The following is a 16,292-nucleotide window of genomic DNA, read 5'->3' on the forward strand; positions in this document are numbered from 1 at the left end:
AGGTGTCATCCTGAGCAAGGCCGCAGGCCCAAATGTCATCTCGACCGGAGCCGTAAGGCGGAGCGGAGAGATCTGTTTTATCTCCTACCTCCTACCTCCTACTTCCTACCTGTATAAAGTGTCATCCCGACCAAGGCCGCAGGCCCAAATGTCATCTCGACCGGAGCCGTAAGGCGGAGTGGAGAGATCTGTTTTATCTCCTACCTCCTACTTCCTACCTGTATAAAGTGTCATCCCGACCAAGGCCGCAGGCCCAAGTGTCATCTCGACCGGAGCCGTAAGGCGGAGTGGAGAGATCTGTTTTATCTCCTACCTCCTACCTCCTACTTCCTATTATCCTATCGCCATTAGCCGTAACACTCTGTCATTCTGCATTATGCATTCTGCATTCTGCATTGGAGGCGTTGCACTCCAATGAGCGCAACGCCGACCGCATTGTCCCCTGACATCTCCGGCCGTCCGAATACGATCTCCGGGCACCCCCGGGTCTTCGCCTTCCGTTCCGCCATCAGCTGCCTCAGCAATGCCGACGCGGCAACCCCGCCGGTCACCAGCGCTTCCCTGCACCCACTCTTTTCTGCTCCGGCTTTGAGCATCCTCACCAGGGTCCTGGCCAGCAGGTCATAGATCTCCCTGGCCATATCCTCCCGGACCATGCTGCCTTCCCGGATCCACTGCTGGACCTTTGTCTCGGCGCCGCTCAGGTGGCAGGTCAGGTCCCCGTTCTCCAGGCTTACCCCCAGCAGAGCTCCGCTCTTCCCCTTCACGGCCAGCTTTTCCAGTTCCTCGCCCGAGGGAAACGGCAGCCCCATGGCCACTCCGGCCCGGTCCACCAGCTGTCCGGCGTGCAGGTCCGCGCTTCCGCCGATCTGCGTTACGCTGTCCGCGTCCATCACCAGCAGGTCTGTTGTCCCGCCGGAAAGATGTACCGCCAGGATCCGCTCCGCGCCTTCCAGCTTCGTTCCGGCCAGCGCCGCGGCCAGATGTCCCCGCTGGTGGGTCGTCTCATAAAACGGAACTCCCAGTGCCGCCGCCATCATGCTTCCGGCGGTGTGACCCACCTGGAACACCGGCATGTAGCTTTCCCCGCCGTCCCGGGGTTTCGTGCTCGCCGCCACCGCGGCGATCCGCGTCCCCTTTAGCTTCTCCCGCAGCGCTTCCTCACTGTTTCGCAGCTGCCGGATATGCGCAAAAACGGCGTCGCTCTGGCGAAGCCCCCGCTCCCCGCTTGACACGGGCAGCAGTTCCCGGTGATTCACCAGGATCTCTCCGTCCAGCGTGACCGCCGCCACCGAGGTTCTGTAGTTGCTGGTATCAAAGCCGATGACTACCGGCGTTCCGTCAAGCTGACTCACGCCTGCGCCTCGTGCTCCCGAAGGATGGTACCAAGGATACCGTTGACGAAGCCCTTGTCCTCCGGATCGGAGAACCGCTCCGTCAGTTCCATCGCTTCCGCGATGGAAACATTGCCGGGCACATCCTCAGCGTAGAGGATCTCCCAGACTGCCAGCCGCATGATCGTCAGGTTCACCAGGGAGATCCGTTCAATGGACCAGCCTTCCGCGGTGTTCTTTCCGATCAGCTCATCGATCTCGTCGATATGAGCCAGTACGCCCTCCAGGGCTGCCGTGATATACTCCCGGTCTTCCCCGTCCGGCTCCTTGCGGCCAATATGCTCGACGCCGGGGAAGCCGTCTTCCCGCAGCTCGTCATAGACCATTTTCAGCGTGTCTTCACCGCCCTGTCCGCCGGAGATCTTCTCAAAGATCATCTGCATGGCGGCAGCGCGCGCAGTCGTCCGTGACATCTTGTTACTCCTTACTCTTCGCTTCCGCTTCCACGGGCTCAGCCTGTTCCTGTTCCCGCTTCAGCTCGGTCTTGAAATCGATCACCTTGATCTCTTTATCCGGGATCAGCTTGTTGGCGGTGTTCTTCATGAACTCACGCTTGTTTTCCACCGTACCGAAGAAGTAGCCCAGGCCAAACAGCACGCACAGGGCAAGGGTCTTCCAGAAACCGATGATCATCACCAGCGCGCCCAGCAGCGTCAGCGCAGCGCCGCACGCAATACCGAAAGCGGGTGTTCCTTTTTTCAGATTCATTTGTCTTCACGCTCCTCTTTGTTTTCTTCTTTATCGGCATCTTCCGCCTTGTCTTCCGCTTCTTCCGCAGCCTTTTCCACTGCTTTTTCAGCGGTTTCAGTCTTCTCTTCCACCGGAGGTTCCGGGGGCATGGGCATCACGCAGGGTTCTTCCTGGCTGGAGAAGAGACGCTGGTGCATAGGCCGGTCATCCTCTTCCTGCGGGGCTTCCTGTTTCAGCAGTTCCGCTGCCGCCGCAGCTGCCGCGGAGATCACCACCTGCGGTTCTTCCTCGGCTTCCTGCTCTTCTTCTTTTTCAGAAGCGGCAGGGGTTTCCGCCTTGATCTGCTCCAGTTCTTCCGGAGTGATTTCCGGAATGGCTTCCTCTTCCTTCGGCTCTTCAGCCTTCTCCTCCTTCACCTGGGAAGCAGGCAGGGCCTTTGCCGTCGGTGCCTCAATGGCATAGAGGGATTCCTTCGCGTCCTCACCGGAGGACTCAATCTGCACGCGGATGTCTTTCACTTCCACACCGCTGCAGGCGGTCACATACTGCTTGATCTGTTGCTGCAGGGCGTCCACGGTCAGCGGAATGCTGACGCCGCCGGCCACTGTGCCGCGGATACGGATCAGCAGGCCGCCCTTCTGGTTTTCCAGGCGGACGGACTGAACACTCAGTTCCTTATGGGGATCCAGGCACTTCTGCACCATGCTCTCCATCGCCTTCAGGGAGATGGACAGCTCGCCGTTCTCGGTCTTCTGCATGACAAACTTGTCCCTGCGGCCGCGATGGCGGAACAGGATCAGCAGGCAGTAGAGGCCCAGGACCAGAAGGATCACCAGGGCAATGATAAACCAGATACGGTAATTGGGGTCAGTAAGCAGTTTCGTGGCATACCCGGCCACATCTTTTCCGAAGAACAGCTGCGCAGCCAGTCCGGCACAGCCGGCAAGCACCAGCAGCCCGGCGAGGGCAACCAGGATCCTGTCCAGAATACGGATCTTCACGCGTTTTTCCTCCTTTGCTTTCCCGGGCTGATTCCTTGAGGAAATCAGCTCTCTTTAAATGGGAAAAAGACAGAGGATTCCTCCCCTGTCAGACAATGTCAGACTTCCGCGGCGGGTGTATCGCCTTTGGCGTCATCCGCGGGTTTCTCAGCCTTTGCTTCAGGCTTCTTCTCAGCCTTGGCTTTGGGCTTTGCCTTGGGAGCGGGTTTCTTTTCAGGCTCCTGCGGGGCGGGTGCCGGTGCGGGCTCTTCTTTTTTCTCTTCCTTAACCGGTTTCACAGGCTCGGTCTCCGGGAGACGTGCGGCTTCCGCAACTTCTCCCGCGGCCAGGGCGGCCTGCTGTGCGCCGGCCTGCAGGGCTTTCTTGTCCTGCTCAAAACTGACGGACTGTACATGCACGTCCACCCGGACCACATGCAGGCCGGTCATGGATTCGATCGCCTTGCGTACATTTTCCTGCGCGTCAGCCGCGGCCCGTTGGATCGGAATGCCGTATTCAACGATAACATAAAGGTCAACGGCGACTTCTTCCGTGCCGACTTCGACCTTCACGCCCTTGGTGACATTGCGGTTTTTGCTCATGAGACTGCCGCTGACGGTGCACATGCCCGCAATGCCTTCCACCTCGTTGGCCGCCAGGCCCGCGATGATGGCTACCACTTCGTTATTGTATGTAATGTTGGAAGAGGGCGTCAGGTCCTCCGTGTTCAGCGGGAGGGAACCGGGTGCCTTTTTGTCTGTCTTTGCTGCCATAGAAGAACATCCTCCTTATCAGCGGAGTATCAGATAAATCCTAGTTATTATACCAGAATACGGGCGGGATTACAACTGCTCCGCCTCGTCCTTCACGATGGCGATATGCAGTTCATCCAGCTGTTTCTGCTCTACGGTTCCGGGAGCGCCCATCATGATATCCTGGGCATTCTTGTTCATCGGGAACGGAATGACCTCACGGATGGTTTCTGCGCCCACCAGCAGCATCACCATACGGTCCACACCGGGAGCGATGCCGGCATGCGGCGGCGCGCCGTAGCAGAAGGCGTTGTACATGGCCGGGAATTTCGCTTTCACGTCTTCCTCGCCCAGGCCCACCAGCTGGAAGGCCTTGATCATGATCTCCGGATCATGGTTCCGGACAGCGCCGGAGGACAGCTCCACGCCGTTGCACACCAGGTCATACTGGAAGGCAGTAATGGACAGCGGATCCACTTCGCCGCTGGCTGCCTTTTCCAGGATATCCAGGCCGCCGTTGGGCATGGAGAAGGGGTTGTGGCAGAATTCCAGCTCGCCGCTTTCCTCGCCGATCTCGTACATCGGGAAGTCCACGATCCAGCAGAACTCATAGCGTTCCTTGTCCATGTGATCCGGGCACATCTCACCCAGCTTCTTTACCAGCACGCCGGCGGTCTTCTGGGCAGCGCCCTTCTTGCCGGCGCTCAGGGCCACAAAGGTATTGGGCTGCAGGTTCAGTGCCGCGATGACCGCGTCCTTGCTCTCCTGCAGGAACTTGGCGATGCCGCCGACGATCTCGCCGTTCTCATCCAGGCGGAACCAGTAGCTCTTGTTGCCGCTGACCACTTCCACGTCCGCGATCAGCTTGTCGATCTGCTTGCGGGTGGCGTTGAAGTTCGTCACCGGCACAGCCTTGATCACGTTGCCTTCAAAGGGTCCGAAGCCGCAGCCGCCCAGCAGGTCGGTCACGTCCTTCACGGTCAGGTCAATGCGCAGGTCGGGCTTGTCGCTTCCGTAGGTCTCCATCGCTTCCAGGTAAGGAATGCGGCGGAAAGGCGCGGTGGAGGCGATATTGTAAGCGCCGTACTTCGCGAACACCGGAGGCAGTACGTCTTCCATTACGGCAAAGACGTCTTCCTGGGTGGCGAAGGCCATTTCCATGTCCAGCTGATAGAATTCACCGGGGCTGCGGTCGCCGCGGGCGTCCTCATCGCGGAAGCAGGGGGCGATCTGGAAATACTTGTCGAAACCGCTGGTCATCAGCAGCTGCTTGAACTGCTGGGGCGCCTGCGGCAGGGCGTAGAACATGCCGGGATGCTTCCGGGCGGGCACCAGGTAGTCCCGGGCGCCTTCCGGAGAGGAGGCGGTCAGGATCGGCGTGGTGATTTCCAGGAAGCCATGCTCGTTCATGGCCTGGCGAAGGGCGGTTACCACGTTGCAGCGCAGGACGATGTTCTTCTTCACGTCCGGGTTGCGCAGATCCAGGTAGCGGTACTTCAGCCGGATGCTCTCATCCGCCTCGGTGCTGCGGCCGATCTGGAAAGGCAGCGCGTTGTACCGGCACTTGCCCAGCACTTCCACGCTGTCCGGCACCACTTCAATGTCGCCGGTATCCATCTTCGGATTCTTGCTGGCCCGTTCCCGGACGGTACCGGTCACGCAGACAACGCTCTCCTTATTCAGGTTCAGGAAAACCTGCAGGATCTTCTCATCTTCCACCACCAGCTGGGTGGTGCCGTAGAAGTCCCGCAGCACGATGAAAGCCAGGTTTCCGCTGACTTCCCGCACGTTCTCCATCCAGCCGCTCAGTTTCACCTGCTTCCCGACATCGGAAAGACGGAGTTCATTACAAGTGTGAGTCCTATACTGCATGTCAATCTCTCCAATTCATAATGCATAATGCATAATGCATAATTATGATTACTTAATACCTAATAAATAGCTTCCCAAACGTTTAATAGTTAAGACGGAATTACTTCCACATTGTCATCTCGACCGAAGCCGTCAGGCGTAGTGGAGAGATCTATCCGCAATCTCAATGGTCGTGACTCTCCACCGGAGAGATCACTCCCTTTCGATTGACCTCTCGAGGCTGCCGCCCGTTTTTCGCTGAGAAAGAGCCACTGGCTCTTTCTCCGGGCGCTCCAAACCCTCTGACGATATTTCTGCCACCGGCAGTCCTCAGAGGTTCGCCCACGGATTCATCTCCACACTGTTCCATCCGAAGGAAATCCCATAATGTCATCTCGACCGAAGCCGTCAGGCGGAGTGGAGAGATCTGTGTTAACTCCTGCCTCCTACCTGCTTAAGGTGTCATTCCGACCGAAGCCGCAAGCGTTGCGAATATCCCTTGATATAATTCTGAATTCTGAATTCTTAATTCTGAATTAAACCTTTTACGGCCTTTGCCGCTTCCTCAACCTTAACAACCTGCTCCGTCCCGTCCGCCATCTTCTTCAGCTTCACGGTACCATTCGCCGCCTCATCGTCCCCGATGACCGCGGTTACAGGCGCGCCGGTCTTGTTGGCATACTTGAACTGTGCCTTGAGGCTGCGTCCGCAGTGGTCCATGTCCGCCTTGATGCCGGCAGCCCGCAGCTGCTGCACCAGGGAGAAGGCATGCTGCTTGTTCTCACCCATGTAGGTGACGAACACTTCATACCATTCCGGTTTCGGAATCTCAACGCCTTCCGCCTCCAGCAGCATCAGCACGCGCTCCTCGCCCATGCCGAATCCGGCAGCCGGAATGCTCTGCTCGCCGATTTCCTGAACCAGGTTGTCATACCGTCCGCCGCCGCAAACCGTCAGCTTGCCGTCCGGCGTTTCGGTCACAATCTCGAACACGGTCTTGGTGTAGTAATCCAGGCCGCGGACAATGCGGGAATTGACGCGGTACGGAATCCCGCTGCTGTCCAGGCACTTCTTCAGCTGCTCAAAGTGATCCTTGCACTCATCGCACAAAAGGTCCAGCATGCTGGGCGCGTCCTTGGTCAGCTCCTGGCAGTGCTTTTCCTTGCAGTCCAGCACACGGAGCGGATTCCGCTCGAAGCGTTCCTGGCAGGTGGGGCACATTTCGTGGATCCGCTCCCCCAGGAATTCTTTCAGCCGTTTATGATACTCCGGCCGGCAGTTCGGGCAGCCGATGGAGTTGATTTCCACGCTCAGGTTGCTGATGCCCAGGTCCTGCAGCAGGTGATAAGCCGTCAGAATCAGTTCCGCGTCCACAGTGGCTTCCTTCGCGCCAAAGCACTCCATACCAAACTGGTGGTGTTCACGCAGGCGTCCGCTCTGGGGATTCTCATAACGGAAGTGGGGTGAATACATATAATACAGCTTGCAGGGCAGCGGCTCCGCGTACAGGTTGTGCTCCAGGAAGCTGCGCACAGCACCGGCTGTGCCTTCCGGCTTCAGGGTGATTGAACGCTTGCCCTTGTCCTCGAATGTGTACATTTCCTTCTGGACCACGTCCGTTGTATCCCCGATGCCACGCAGAAACAGTTCTGTATGCTCGAAAACAGGAGTGCGTGATTCACGATAGCCGGCCAGTGCGGCAGCCTTGCGCATCTTGTCTTCGATGAATTGCCAGCGATAGCTCTCCGCCGGCAGAACGTCCCTTGTCCCCTTAGGTGCCTGTGTAAGCATAGATTTCCTCCCATTTCCCACTTACAAAATAAACAAACTTGATTATATCACAAGATATATAGCTGGAAAAGATACTATTAATGATGAAATTACATATAAGTGAAATATTCGACTGCGTCGAATGTGAAATATTGGCCTTACGGCCAATGTGAAATATCCCGCTTACGCGGGATGTGAAATATTCGGCTGACGCCGAATGTGATATTTACTTTTGACGGACAAGCGTTACAGGTGTCATCCTGAGCAAGCGAATGAAATGAGCGCGTCGAAGGATCTCCTACGAGTTCAGAGCGAAACAATTCGATCCGAAGGGAATCCAAAAGGGAACGATAGGGACGGTCCTTTTCGTTCCCCGCAACAGATAAGTATCATGTTTTTAACTAAAGTATGCTTTCTTATAACCAAAAAGGGAACGAAAAGGACCGTCCCTATCGTTCCCCATCTGCGAAGCAGATATTTCACATTGAGCGGCAAAGCCGCTCAATATTTCACTTACCCGTAAAAAAGGCGTGAGCCTTAACTCACGCCTTTTGGTCTTACTTTTTTCTCACCAGCTATGCTTCAGCGCCTCTTTCACGCACTGCTGATGCATATCGTCCACTTTCTTGCTTCCATGGGTCTTGCTCCCGGAAAAGTGAATGCAGAAGTGGCCTTCGAAGTTGTTGTCGTCGATCGTCTGGGTTCCGTGGGGCATTCCGTTCATGGATGCCGCGTACACATGTCCGTCATACTTGACCAGAACCGCCCGGCGCTTCCAGCTCCATCCGCCGTAGATGCTCTTCAGGGTTGAAGTATCATCCTTGGATTTGGGCTCCGCGTCCAGGTGGTTGGCGCCGCTCCACCGCTTGCAGGTGAACACCTTGCCGGTCTTGATATCCTTCACCTTGAAGGTGGCGCCTTTCGGAATCTTCTTGCTTCCGCCGTTAAACCAGTCCAGCTTCTCGGTCTTCCCTGTTGTCTCAGATCCGGAGGCGCTGTCCGATTTGGTGGCTTTCTTCGCGTCTTTGGAATTCAGTTTCGCCAGGGTTTTCGCCCCGACCTTTCCGTCATCGTCCAGGCCGTTACGCTTCTGGAAGCTCTTGACGGCGCTTTTGGTTCCTTTGCCGTAATCCCCGTCTATGCTTCCGCTGTAATAGCCAAGACTTTTCAGTTTCTTCTGTACCTTTTTTACAGCACTGCCTGTGTCGCCCGGTCCGCAAGTCCCGTCATCCTTTTTCTTTTCGGACTTGTCGGATTTTTTGTCTTTTGAGTCGTTTTTCTTGTCTTCTTTTTTGTCAGACTTTTTTTCTTCAGTTACTTTAATGTACTTCTTATAAACATAGCCGGTTTCCCCGCCAGCGGACACTTTGTACCAGTTGCCCGTGGTATCCTTGATGGTCACTTCTGCCCCTTCCTTGAGGACTTTGACCACTTTGCTGTCGGAATCTGCGCTTTTGCGCATATTCAGGGAGGTGGCTGTAACCTTGCCGGTCTTAGCGAGGGCGACACAGCAGGGAATCAGGCACAGAAGGAGTGTCAGGATCAAAAAGAGTTTGCATTTTTTCACCCTGCGCACCTGCCTTCCTCAATTGATTCAGGCTTATTTTATTACGCATTTGTTACAATGTCAAGGATTTTAGGCAAAAACTTGTAATAATTACGGTCATTTGGTAATAATTTTGACAATTTTTACAAATCCGGGTCATTCACCCCTTCCGAACCCTTCCTGTTTTCAGAAAATCCTTGACACATAAGTCTTCCTATGGTAATATAGCCAACGGTTTCCGAAGAAACCAGTGCCGTAGACAGCCGGTATCGCAAGATTTAATGGGGTTTCCCGCCTGCCGAGGTGTAAGTGGATTTCGATTTTATTCCCTTGCGCCTGCACGCAAGGGTTTCTTTATTCTGAACCGGAAAAGAGGTGCGCAAGAAGAATGAGCGCTAATCTGGAAGCAAAAAAGCAGGTTGTATCCGACATCGTTGAGAAGCTGAAGAATGCTGAGTGCATGATGGTGGTTTCCTACAGCGGCCTGACCGTTGAACAGGTGACCGAGCTGCGTAAACAGTGCCGTGAGAACGATGTTCACTACTGTGTTCTGAAGAACCGCCTGGTGAACCGTGCCCTGCAGGAACTGAATATCGAAGGTCTGGAAGGTCTGCTGGAAGGCCCCAACGCTTTCGTGTTCAGCGAAAAGGACGTTACTGCCGGCCCCAAGATCATTTCTCAGTTCATTGAGAAGAACAAGCTGACCTCCCTGGAGATCAAGGGTGGTCTGATGGGCACCGAAGTGATCGACGTCAAGGCCATCAAAGAACTGGCCGCTACCCCCAGCCGGGAAGAGCTGCTGGCCACCATGGTGGGCTGCCTGGTCTCCCCCGTCTCTGCCCTGGTTTCCGTTCTCGAGCAGATCGCCGAGAAGAAGGACGCCGCCTGATGACAACCGCGGCATGATCGCCGCATGAACGAAAAAAAATGGAGGAAATGAAAATGACTAATCAGGAAATTCTCGAAGCCATTGAGTCTATGACTCTGCTTCAGGTTAAAGAACTCGTTGACGAAATGAAAGAAAAGTTCGGCGTGACCGGCGCTATCGCCGTTGCCGGCGCTCCCGCTGCCGGTGGTGCTGCTGCCGCTGCTGAAGAAGAAAAGACCGAATTCGACGTCGTGCTGAAGGATGCCGGCGCTGAGAAGATCAAGGTCATCAAGGTTGTCCGTGAAGTCGTTGCCGGCCTGGGCCTGAAGGAAGCTAAGGACATCGTTGAGTCCGCTCCCAAGACCATCAAGGAAGCCGTCTCCAAGGAAGAAGCCGAGAAGATCGCCGAGCAGTTCAAGGCTGTTGGCGCTACCGTCGAAATCAAGTAATTTCAAACGGTGCTCTCAGGGCGGACGCAATCGCGTCCGCCTTGTTTTATACCCTTTTTTACTTTATAATAGTCAAGTCCGCTGAAGAGGAACGATATTCGTTCCCACTAGAATACCAATCATCTGACTCGTTTATTGTCATCCCGAGCGTAGTCGAGGGATCTTCCGGGAACGATAGGGACGAAGCATCGCTCCCTGTGTCATCTCGACCAAGCATACCAAAGGTATGCGCGTGGAGAGATCTGATCCATGACGGTTTCTGATTTCACCCCGCAACAGGAAACGCCGGAATAACAATTATGAATTGTGAATTTGTGGTGTTGTCCAAATCTTTGATCTGGGTAACAACCCCATACTACAGTTGTCAAAGTTCCGGAATGTAAATGAACGGAACTTTGGTAACAACGATCGGAATGAATTATGAATTGTAATCTTAAACGCTTCCTTTCCCTACTCCTTCTCTTTGCGCTTTTCCTCACACCCGTTTGCGCCGAAGAGGAAATCATCCCTCCTGCCTGGGACGTCCCGGACTATGTGACGGCCCTGCTTGAGGTCGCTTCGGAGGAAGTGGGCTACACGGAAGACCACGGCCGAACCAAGTACGGTGAATGGGCCGGGGATCCCGCTGCCCAGTGGTGCGCGGAATTCGTCTGCTGGTGCGTGGACCAGGTGGATCAGCGGACCGGCACTTCCCTTCTGCGGAGCGTCTATCCCTACTATACCTCCTCCAACACGGGCAAAAACTGGTTCATCAAAGCGGGCCGCTATGTGGTCCGCAAGGGCCGTGTGGAAGGCTGGGGCTATGAATGGCTGAAGGGCAGCGATTCCTTCATCCAGTCCGGAGACTATATTCCCCAGCCCGGGGACTGGGTCTTCTTCAACTGGGGCGGCGGCACCGACACGGAGCATGTGGCCATGGTGGAATACTGCACCCGGGACCGGTTGGGAAATGTCACCGTTCACGTGATCGAGGGCAACAATCCCTCCTCTGTCCAGCGCAATGAATATGACCTGAACAGCGGATCCATCCTGGGCTATGGCACCGTGCATGACGTGGCTGATATCACCATGACCTTCGGCTGCCTGGGTGAAAAGGTCTATACCCTGCAGGAAAAGCTGGCCTACCTGGGCTATCTGGACCCCTCCCTGGTCACCGGCCGCTACGGTGACGGCACCGTGGAAGCTGTCCGGGCCTACCAGGAAGCCCATAAGCTGAAGGTAAACGGCATCGCCAACCTCCAGACCCAGGCCAAACTGGACGCGGAGTATACACAAGCCTATGACAGCGACCCGGATATCTGGGGCGTTGTGGATGATGACGAAGACTTCTGATTTGAAATCACTTTTTCTGTGTGATAAAATAAAGTGTTAAAACAACTTCCTGATGAAAGGAATCATTGCCATGACAAGGCGGATCCTGTGCGTGCTATGCGCGTTATTCCTGCTGTTTTCCGTGCTCCCGGCCGCCGCTGAAGGCGGTACAGACGGCTGTCACAGCTATGATTTTGACCTGTCATTCTCCATGAACGCGGATGCCTTCCCAAAGCTCATGCGTTCCAGGATGTCCGGATACGCGGCCCTGGTAAACTGCCTCGGCCTGAAGGGAAACATCGCCTGGAGTGACGAAACCCGCGGTATGGAGCTGGATGCTGTCCTCTATTTCAAAGACAATCCCTCCCTTTCCTATCCGTTCCGTCTCTACGGCACAAAGGAACGCCTGTTCCTGTCTTCCCCCCTGCTGAAGGATGAGGTCATTTTCTTCAACATGGCCGCCACCCTGGAGTTCGCCGTCAAGGCGAAAAACACCCTGGGGCTTCCGCTTCCCTATTTTGCCTTCCTTTCCCCCTATGTCTGGGAATGGTCTTTCGCCAGCATGTCCGCCCACTGGGATGAAGCCATCGGAAACTACACCGAAAGCGGAACCGTCACCCTGGATCAGTTCCAGACCCTGGCGGAACTGTGGCATGAAGACCTGGAATACAACGAGCACGTCCAGCGCTGGATCAACGCCCTTGCCGAGGGCGCCGATAACCGCCAGGCCGCTGAAGCGATCAACAAAGGTTTCTATGACAACCTGATCTATTATTATGAACTGATCACCATGAACCAACCGCTGACAGTAACGGTCAGCGACGGTTCCATCACCTGGGAAAACGTACTGGGAAAGAAACTGTTCTCCCGGGAGGAAACATCTGATTCCCTGTCTGTGCTTCTTGACCTTCCCGCTTCCGAGAACGGTTATGTACCGACCCTCTCCCTGGTCAGCAATGACAACGGTGATACCTACAACTTCGAGCTCCGTGCCGACCTGTGCAAGGAAGGCTACGAGATCCCTGTGGACGGCGTCATCGAAAAAGCCAAAACTTCCAATGCAGCAGCGGAGGATATTCCTGATGAGATCATGGAAGAGGAAGTGATCGAACCGGAGGAAGAGGAAGAAGAAATCGTAGAGGAAGTCTACGAGGAATACGAAGACGACTACAACTACGATTATGAGGATGAGGAATTCGATTCCTATGTCGAAGAAGAGGGTTTTGACGATGTAGCCGCCCTGCCGGACCTGCTGCTCCACGTCTACGCCAACGGCGAAAACCTCCCCAAGGAGCTTCCGGCGGATTCCTCCTTTGACCTGACCGGCACCACCTTCGGAGAGGTTTATCCGGACTATTCCTTCTGCCTGCACGGAGAAACAAAAAAAGACGGGTATCTGCTGCTCTCCCTCCGCAAGCCCAAGCCTGCGGATGATCCGACAGAACCCGAAGAAATCTTCAGCTGCAGCGGCTCCATGGTTCCCGCGGAACCCCGGGAAATCCCGGATTATATGCAGCTGTCCCTGGATACTTATTACAATGTCTTTTCTTTCAACGAAACCCGGCTGGCGGAGTTCCGGAACAAGGTGGTTCCCCTGGTCCTCAGGAGCGTGCTTTCCTTTGTGAACGCGATGCCCACTTCAGCCTGCCAGAGTTTCCTGGATGACCTGACCGACAGCGGCGTGCTGAACATGCTGCTGGATTAAGCGTCATACTCCGCGTCGAACACAAACTCGGCCGGTCCCTCCTGGAACACATGATTGGTTTCAGTATCCCATTCCACCGTCAACGGTCCTCCGTTCAGTTCGAGGACCGCTTTTTTGTCGCACAAACCGTTCAGTACAGTGGCCACCAGTGTGGCGCAGGCACCTGTGCCGCAGGCCAGCGTTTCCCCGCTTCCCCGCTCCCAGACCCGCATCCGCAGGTGCGTCCGGTCTTTCACGGTCACAAACTCCACATTGGTCTTCCGGGGGAACAGCGGGTTCACCTCGATCTCCGCGCCGACGCCATGGACGTCAAAGCTGTCCGCGTCATCCACAAAGATCACCGCATGGGGATTACCCATGCTCACGCAGGTCATGCGGAAAGGCTGTCCTTTTGCTTCCACGGCAGCCCCGACAACGGGATTTCCGGACACGTTCACCGGAATTTTCGCGCCTTCCAGCTCCGGTTCGCCCATATCCACCCGTACAGTTTCGGTGACGCCGTCCTTCACGGCCAGCTTCAGGATCTTGATCCCTGCGCCGGTCATCAGGCTGATCTCCGTCTTGTCGCTCAGGCCCCGGTCATGAATATACTTTCCGACGCAGCGGGACGCGTTGCCGCACATCTCAGCCTCGCTTCCGTCCGCGTTATACATCCGCATGCGGAAATCCGCTTCCTCACAGGGCATGATCAGCACCAGGCCGTCCGATCCCACGCCGAAGTGACGGTCGCTGATCTTCCGGGCAAGCGCCGCGGGATCCGCCACCGTTTCCTCCAGGCAGTTTACATAGATATAATCGTTTCCCAGGCCCTGCATCTTGGTAATCTTCATCTGATCTCTCCTGTAGCCGCCACTGCCGCGCCGGGTGTGACTTCCGGCAGGAGTTCGGTTTCTTCTTCTTTGAGTCCCCTGCGGATAAACTTGTTCAGTTCCTGCAGGCGCTTAATGCGTCCTTCCACCCGTTTCCCCGTCAGCGCCTTGCTGCGGTAGCGGTCAAACAGGGCCCGTACGCCCATGGTCACGGGGATGGCCGCCCAGAAGCCTGTAAGGCCCGTTACAGCCGCTCCGACGCCCATGGCCGCTCCGGTCTTCACCATGCGGTAGGCGCCGTCTTTCAGGCCTGTTTTGCCCGGTTTCCGTCCAAGCAGAACCTTCGATCCCTCACTGACGGAGATCACCATAAAGGGCAGAATGCCGGACACGCTTTCGGTCAGTTCGGTCAGCAGACCGGTTTCCTCCAGCAGTCCCGTATCCACCGCGATCTCATCCACATAAGTCAGTCCCGTCGCGATCGTATCCACAACGGTATCATGCTGACGCTTGCGGTATTCTTTTACGAGTTCTTCGTACGTTTTCATCCAGGCTCACCTCCCGCCCAGAGGAACAACAGCCTTCGGTTGTTGTTCCTTCAATGCAGAATTCAGAATTCAGAATTCAGAATTATATAGTGTTTTCTTTCCTGTTAAGCATTCTTACATGCTGTCATTCCGAACGGAACGCAGTGAAGTCGAGGAATCCCTTGCTAAATCGGCTGCGGTTCCAAATTGCCGAATCGTTCACAACATTATGAGTGTCCATCAGAAAAACTTATTGATCACCGTTACGAGAATCCACGCTGCTGCCGCGATGCTCACGATCAGCGTTATGCCTTTGATAATCCCGCCGGACTTTTTCTTATCTTTCGCGCTTGTCTTCGCCTGCTTTTCCAGCAGGGAAATGCGGCTCCGCAGTTCTGTCACAATCTTATCCTGCTCCCGGCGTTCTTCCTCAAGGGAAGTCTCCAGCACGTCGATGCTGCTCTCCAGCTTCTGGATGCGCTTATCCTCCTGGGCGGCGATCCCGTCCACTTCCTTGCGCAGCCGGGTCTGGTCCTCGCACAGGCCTTCCGCCACGAGGGTCATTTCCGCTGTAAACTGTTCGATCAGCTGGTTTGTATTCTCGCCCTTGACCATTTTCAGGGCGCCGTCCCACAGGGTGGGTTTCTTCGTTTTCTCAGCAGTGAGGGTCTTTTCTTCTTCCATATAAACGCCTCCCTTCCCCCTGAATTGTACCATATTCGAATCTTTTGACTCAATAATCTTCCCGGGATTATCAGATAGTGAACACAAAACGATCACCGCGGATCAGCTGGACATTGGTATGCAGGGGCCGTCCCCGCTGGTCGTAGATCACCTCATGCAGCCGGATCAGCGGAGCTCCTGTCTCCATTTCCAGTATCTTTGCTTCCTCTTCACTGGCATAGTGGATCGAAACGTCATGCAGCGCCAGTTTCGGTTCCACACCGTATTCCCGCAGAATTCCGTAAAGGCTTCCAGTCAGGTCCTGGTCCTGCAGCCAGGCATAGGCCATGGAGAAGTGATTCCGTTCCAGCACCACCGGCACGCCGTCTCCCCTGCACACCCGCAGGACTTCGAGCACCTTTCCGCCCCGGCTCATATTCAGTTCCTCCGCAGCGTCAGCGTCTGCATCCGTTTCCTTCACATGGATCACATCGATGGAGGGACGCATTTTGTTCATCTTGCAGGAATCATGGAAGGTATGCAGGCTTTTCAGCGGCAGGCTTCCCCTGGGCGAGGCCACAAAGGTCCCCTTTCCCTGTTTCCGCTCCAGCAGGCCTTCCGTGGTCAGCTCCGCCAGCGCGCGGCGCACTGTCACCCGGCTGACCTGGTACAGCCGTTCCAGTTCGTGTTCCGGCGGGATCTTGCTGCCGATGGGATAGGTTCCCTGCTCAATGTCCGCCCTGATCCGCGTCATCAGCTGATGATACAGCGGGCTGTAGCTTTCTGCCTGTAAATTCTTCATGAATAACACCTTCCGGATCTCTGGGATCATTTGTCAATATGTATTGATACATTTCAATACAACATAACAATATTACCACTTCTCCGGCAGGAAATCAAATGACGTGCTGATCTGTGTCGGATTGTAATTATCTCGTTAATATTGCAATTATCCCGTTAATATGTTGCATGTTCAT

The 16,292-nt window shown here is 55.4% G+C and carries 16 protein-coding genes and 1 other annotated feature; of the genes, 4 read left to right on the plus strand and 12 right to left on the minus strand.

From position 1 onward, the window contains the following. Window positions 1-374 precede the first annotated feature (374 nt). From JYE50_RS05525 to JYE50_RS05560, 8 genes are all read right to left on the minus strand, one after another. Window positions 375-1,355 (minus strand): tRNA (adenosine(37)-N6)-threonylcarbamoyltransferase complex transferase subunit TsaD, encoded by a 981-nt coding sequence (locus JYE50_RS05525; protein ID WP_084094874.1) that lies wholly within the window; start codon window positions 1,353-1,355, stop codon window positions 375-377. Next, window positions 1,352-1,807, minus strand: coding sequence for a transcription antitermination factor NusB (gene nusB / locus JYE50_RS05530; protein ID WP_084094875.1), 456 nt, complete (start codon window positions 1,805-1,807; stop codon window positions 1,352-1,354). Before nusB ends, JYE50_RS05525 begins: the two co-directional genes overlap by 4 nt. Before the next feature lie 4 nt (window positions 1,808-1,811). Beyond that, window positions 1,812-2,102: a DUF2273 domain-containing protein gene (locus JYE50_RS05535; RefSeq protein ID WP_084094876.1), complete on the minus strand. Its 291-nt coding sequence runs from the start codon at window positions 2,100-2,102 to the stop codon at window positions 1,812-1,814. After that, a complete protein-coding gene (gene amaP, locus JYE50_RS05540) occupies window positions 2,099-3,085 on the minus strand; it encodes an alkaline shock response membrane anchor protein AmaP (protein WP_084094877.1) in 987 nt (328 codons plus the stop codon). Before amaP ends, JYE50_RS05535 begins: the two co-directional genes overlap by 4 nt. Before the next feature lie 98 nt (window positions 3,086-3,183). Next, entirely contained in the window at window positions 3,184-3,837 is a 654-nt protein-coding gene (locus JYE50_RS15500; protein WP_084094878.1) for an Asp23/Gls24 family envelope stress response protein, read from the minus strand. Window positions 3,838-3,906: 69 nt separating this feature from the next. Then, window positions 3,907-5,688 carry an aspartate--tRNA ligase gene (gene aspS, locus JYE50_RS05550; protein WP_084094879.1) on the minus strand — a complete coding sequence of 594 codons (1,782 nt, stop codon included), beginning with the start codon at window positions 5,686-5,688 and terminating at the stop codon, window positions 3,907-3,909. Window positions 5,689-6,192: 504 nt separating this feature from the next. Further along, complete coding sequence (gene hisS / locus JYE50_RS05555; RefSeq protein WP_084094880.1) at window positions 6,193-7,458, minus strand: histidine--tRNA ligase; 1,266 nt, start codon at window positions 7,456-7,458, stop codon at window positions 6,193-6,195. A gap of 547 nt (window positions 7,459-8,005) precedes the next feature. Next, window positions 8,006-9,004, minus strand: coding sequence for a peptidoglycan-binding protein (locus JYE50_RS05560; protein ID WP_143763523.1), 999 nt, complete (start codon window positions 9,002-9,004; stop codon window positions 8,006-8,008). 214 nt (window positions 9,005-9,218) lie between these two features. Next, window positions 9,219-9,347 (plus strand) — a sequence feature (ribosomal protein L10 leader region). A gap of 24 nt (window positions 9,348-9,371) precedes the next feature. Here JYE50_RS05560 and rplJ point away from each other — a divergent pair. The 4 genes from rplJ to JYE50_RS05580 all read left to right on the plus strand — a co-directional run bounded on the left by rplJ (window position 9,372) and on the right by JYE50_RS05580 (window position 13,316). Continuing rightward, the gene (rplJ, locus tag JYE50_RS05565; protein ID WP_084094882.1) at window positions 9,372-9,872 is read left to right on the plus strand and encodes a 50S ribosomal protein L10; all 501 of its coding nucleotides are present in this window, start codon (window positions 9,372-9,374) and stop codon (window positions 9,870-9,872) included. Between the two features lie 53 nt (window positions 9,873-9,925). After that, window positions 9,926-10,300 (plus strand): 50S ribosomal protein L7/L12, encoded by a 375-nt coding sequence (gene rplL, locus JYE50_RS05570; protein ID WP_084094883.1) that lies wholly within the window; start codon window positions 9,926-9,928, stop codon window positions 10,298-10,300. 420 nt (window positions 10,301-10,720) lie between these two features. Further along, window positions 10,721-11,632 (plus strand): peptidoglycan-binding protein, encoded by a 912-nt coding sequence (locus JYE50_RS05575; protein ID WP_084094884.1) that lies wholly within the window; start codon window positions 10,721-10,723, stop codon window positions 11,630-11,632. A 70-nt stretch (window positions 11,633-11,702) separates the two neighbouring features. Further along, on the plus strand, window positions 11,703-13,316 hold the full coding sequence (locus JYE50_RS05580; RefSeq protein WP_084094885.1) for a hypothetical protein: 1,614 nt from the start codon (window positions 11,703-11,705) through the stop codon (window positions 13,314-13,316). Here the strand turns inward: JYE50_RS05580 and dapF are convergent. The 4 genes from dapF to JYE50_RS05600 all read right to left on the minus strand — a co-directional run bounded on the left by dapF (window position 13,313) and on the right by JYE50_RS05600 (window position 16,117). Then, entirely contained in the window at window positions 13,313-14,146 is an 834-nt protein-coding gene (dapF, locus tag JYE50_RS05585; RefSeq protein ID WP_084094886.1) for a diaminopimelate epimerase, read from the minus strand. The genes JYE50_RS05580 and dapF overlap by 4 nt on opposite strands. Continuing rightward, a complete protein-coding gene (locus JYE50_RS05590) occupies window positions 14,143-14,673 on the minus strand; it encodes a hypothetical protein (protein WP_084094887.1) in 531 nt (176 codons plus the stop codon). Before JYE50_RS05590 ends, dapF begins: the two co-directional genes overlap by 4 nt. Before the next feature lie 219 nt (window positions 14,674-14,892). After that, complete coding sequence (locus tag JYE50_RS05595) at window positions 14,893-15,336, minus strand: hypothetical protein (protein ID WP_084094888.1); 444 nt, start codon at window positions 15,334-15,336, stop codon at window positions 14,893-14,895. A 70-nt stretch (window positions 15,337-15,406) separates the two neighbouring features. After that, window positions 15,407-16,117, minus strand: coding sequence for a GntR family transcriptional regulator (locus tag JYE50_RS05600; protein WP_179138229.1), 711 nt, complete (start codon window positions 16,115-16,117; stop codon window positions 15,407-15,409). Window positions 16,118-16,292 lie beyond the last annotated feature (175 nt).

Source organism: Aristaeella lactis (genome assembly GCF_018118585.1).
GTDB classification, from domain to species: Bacteria; Bacillota; Clostridia; order Christensenellales; family Aristaeellaceae; genus Aristaeella; species Aristaeella lactis.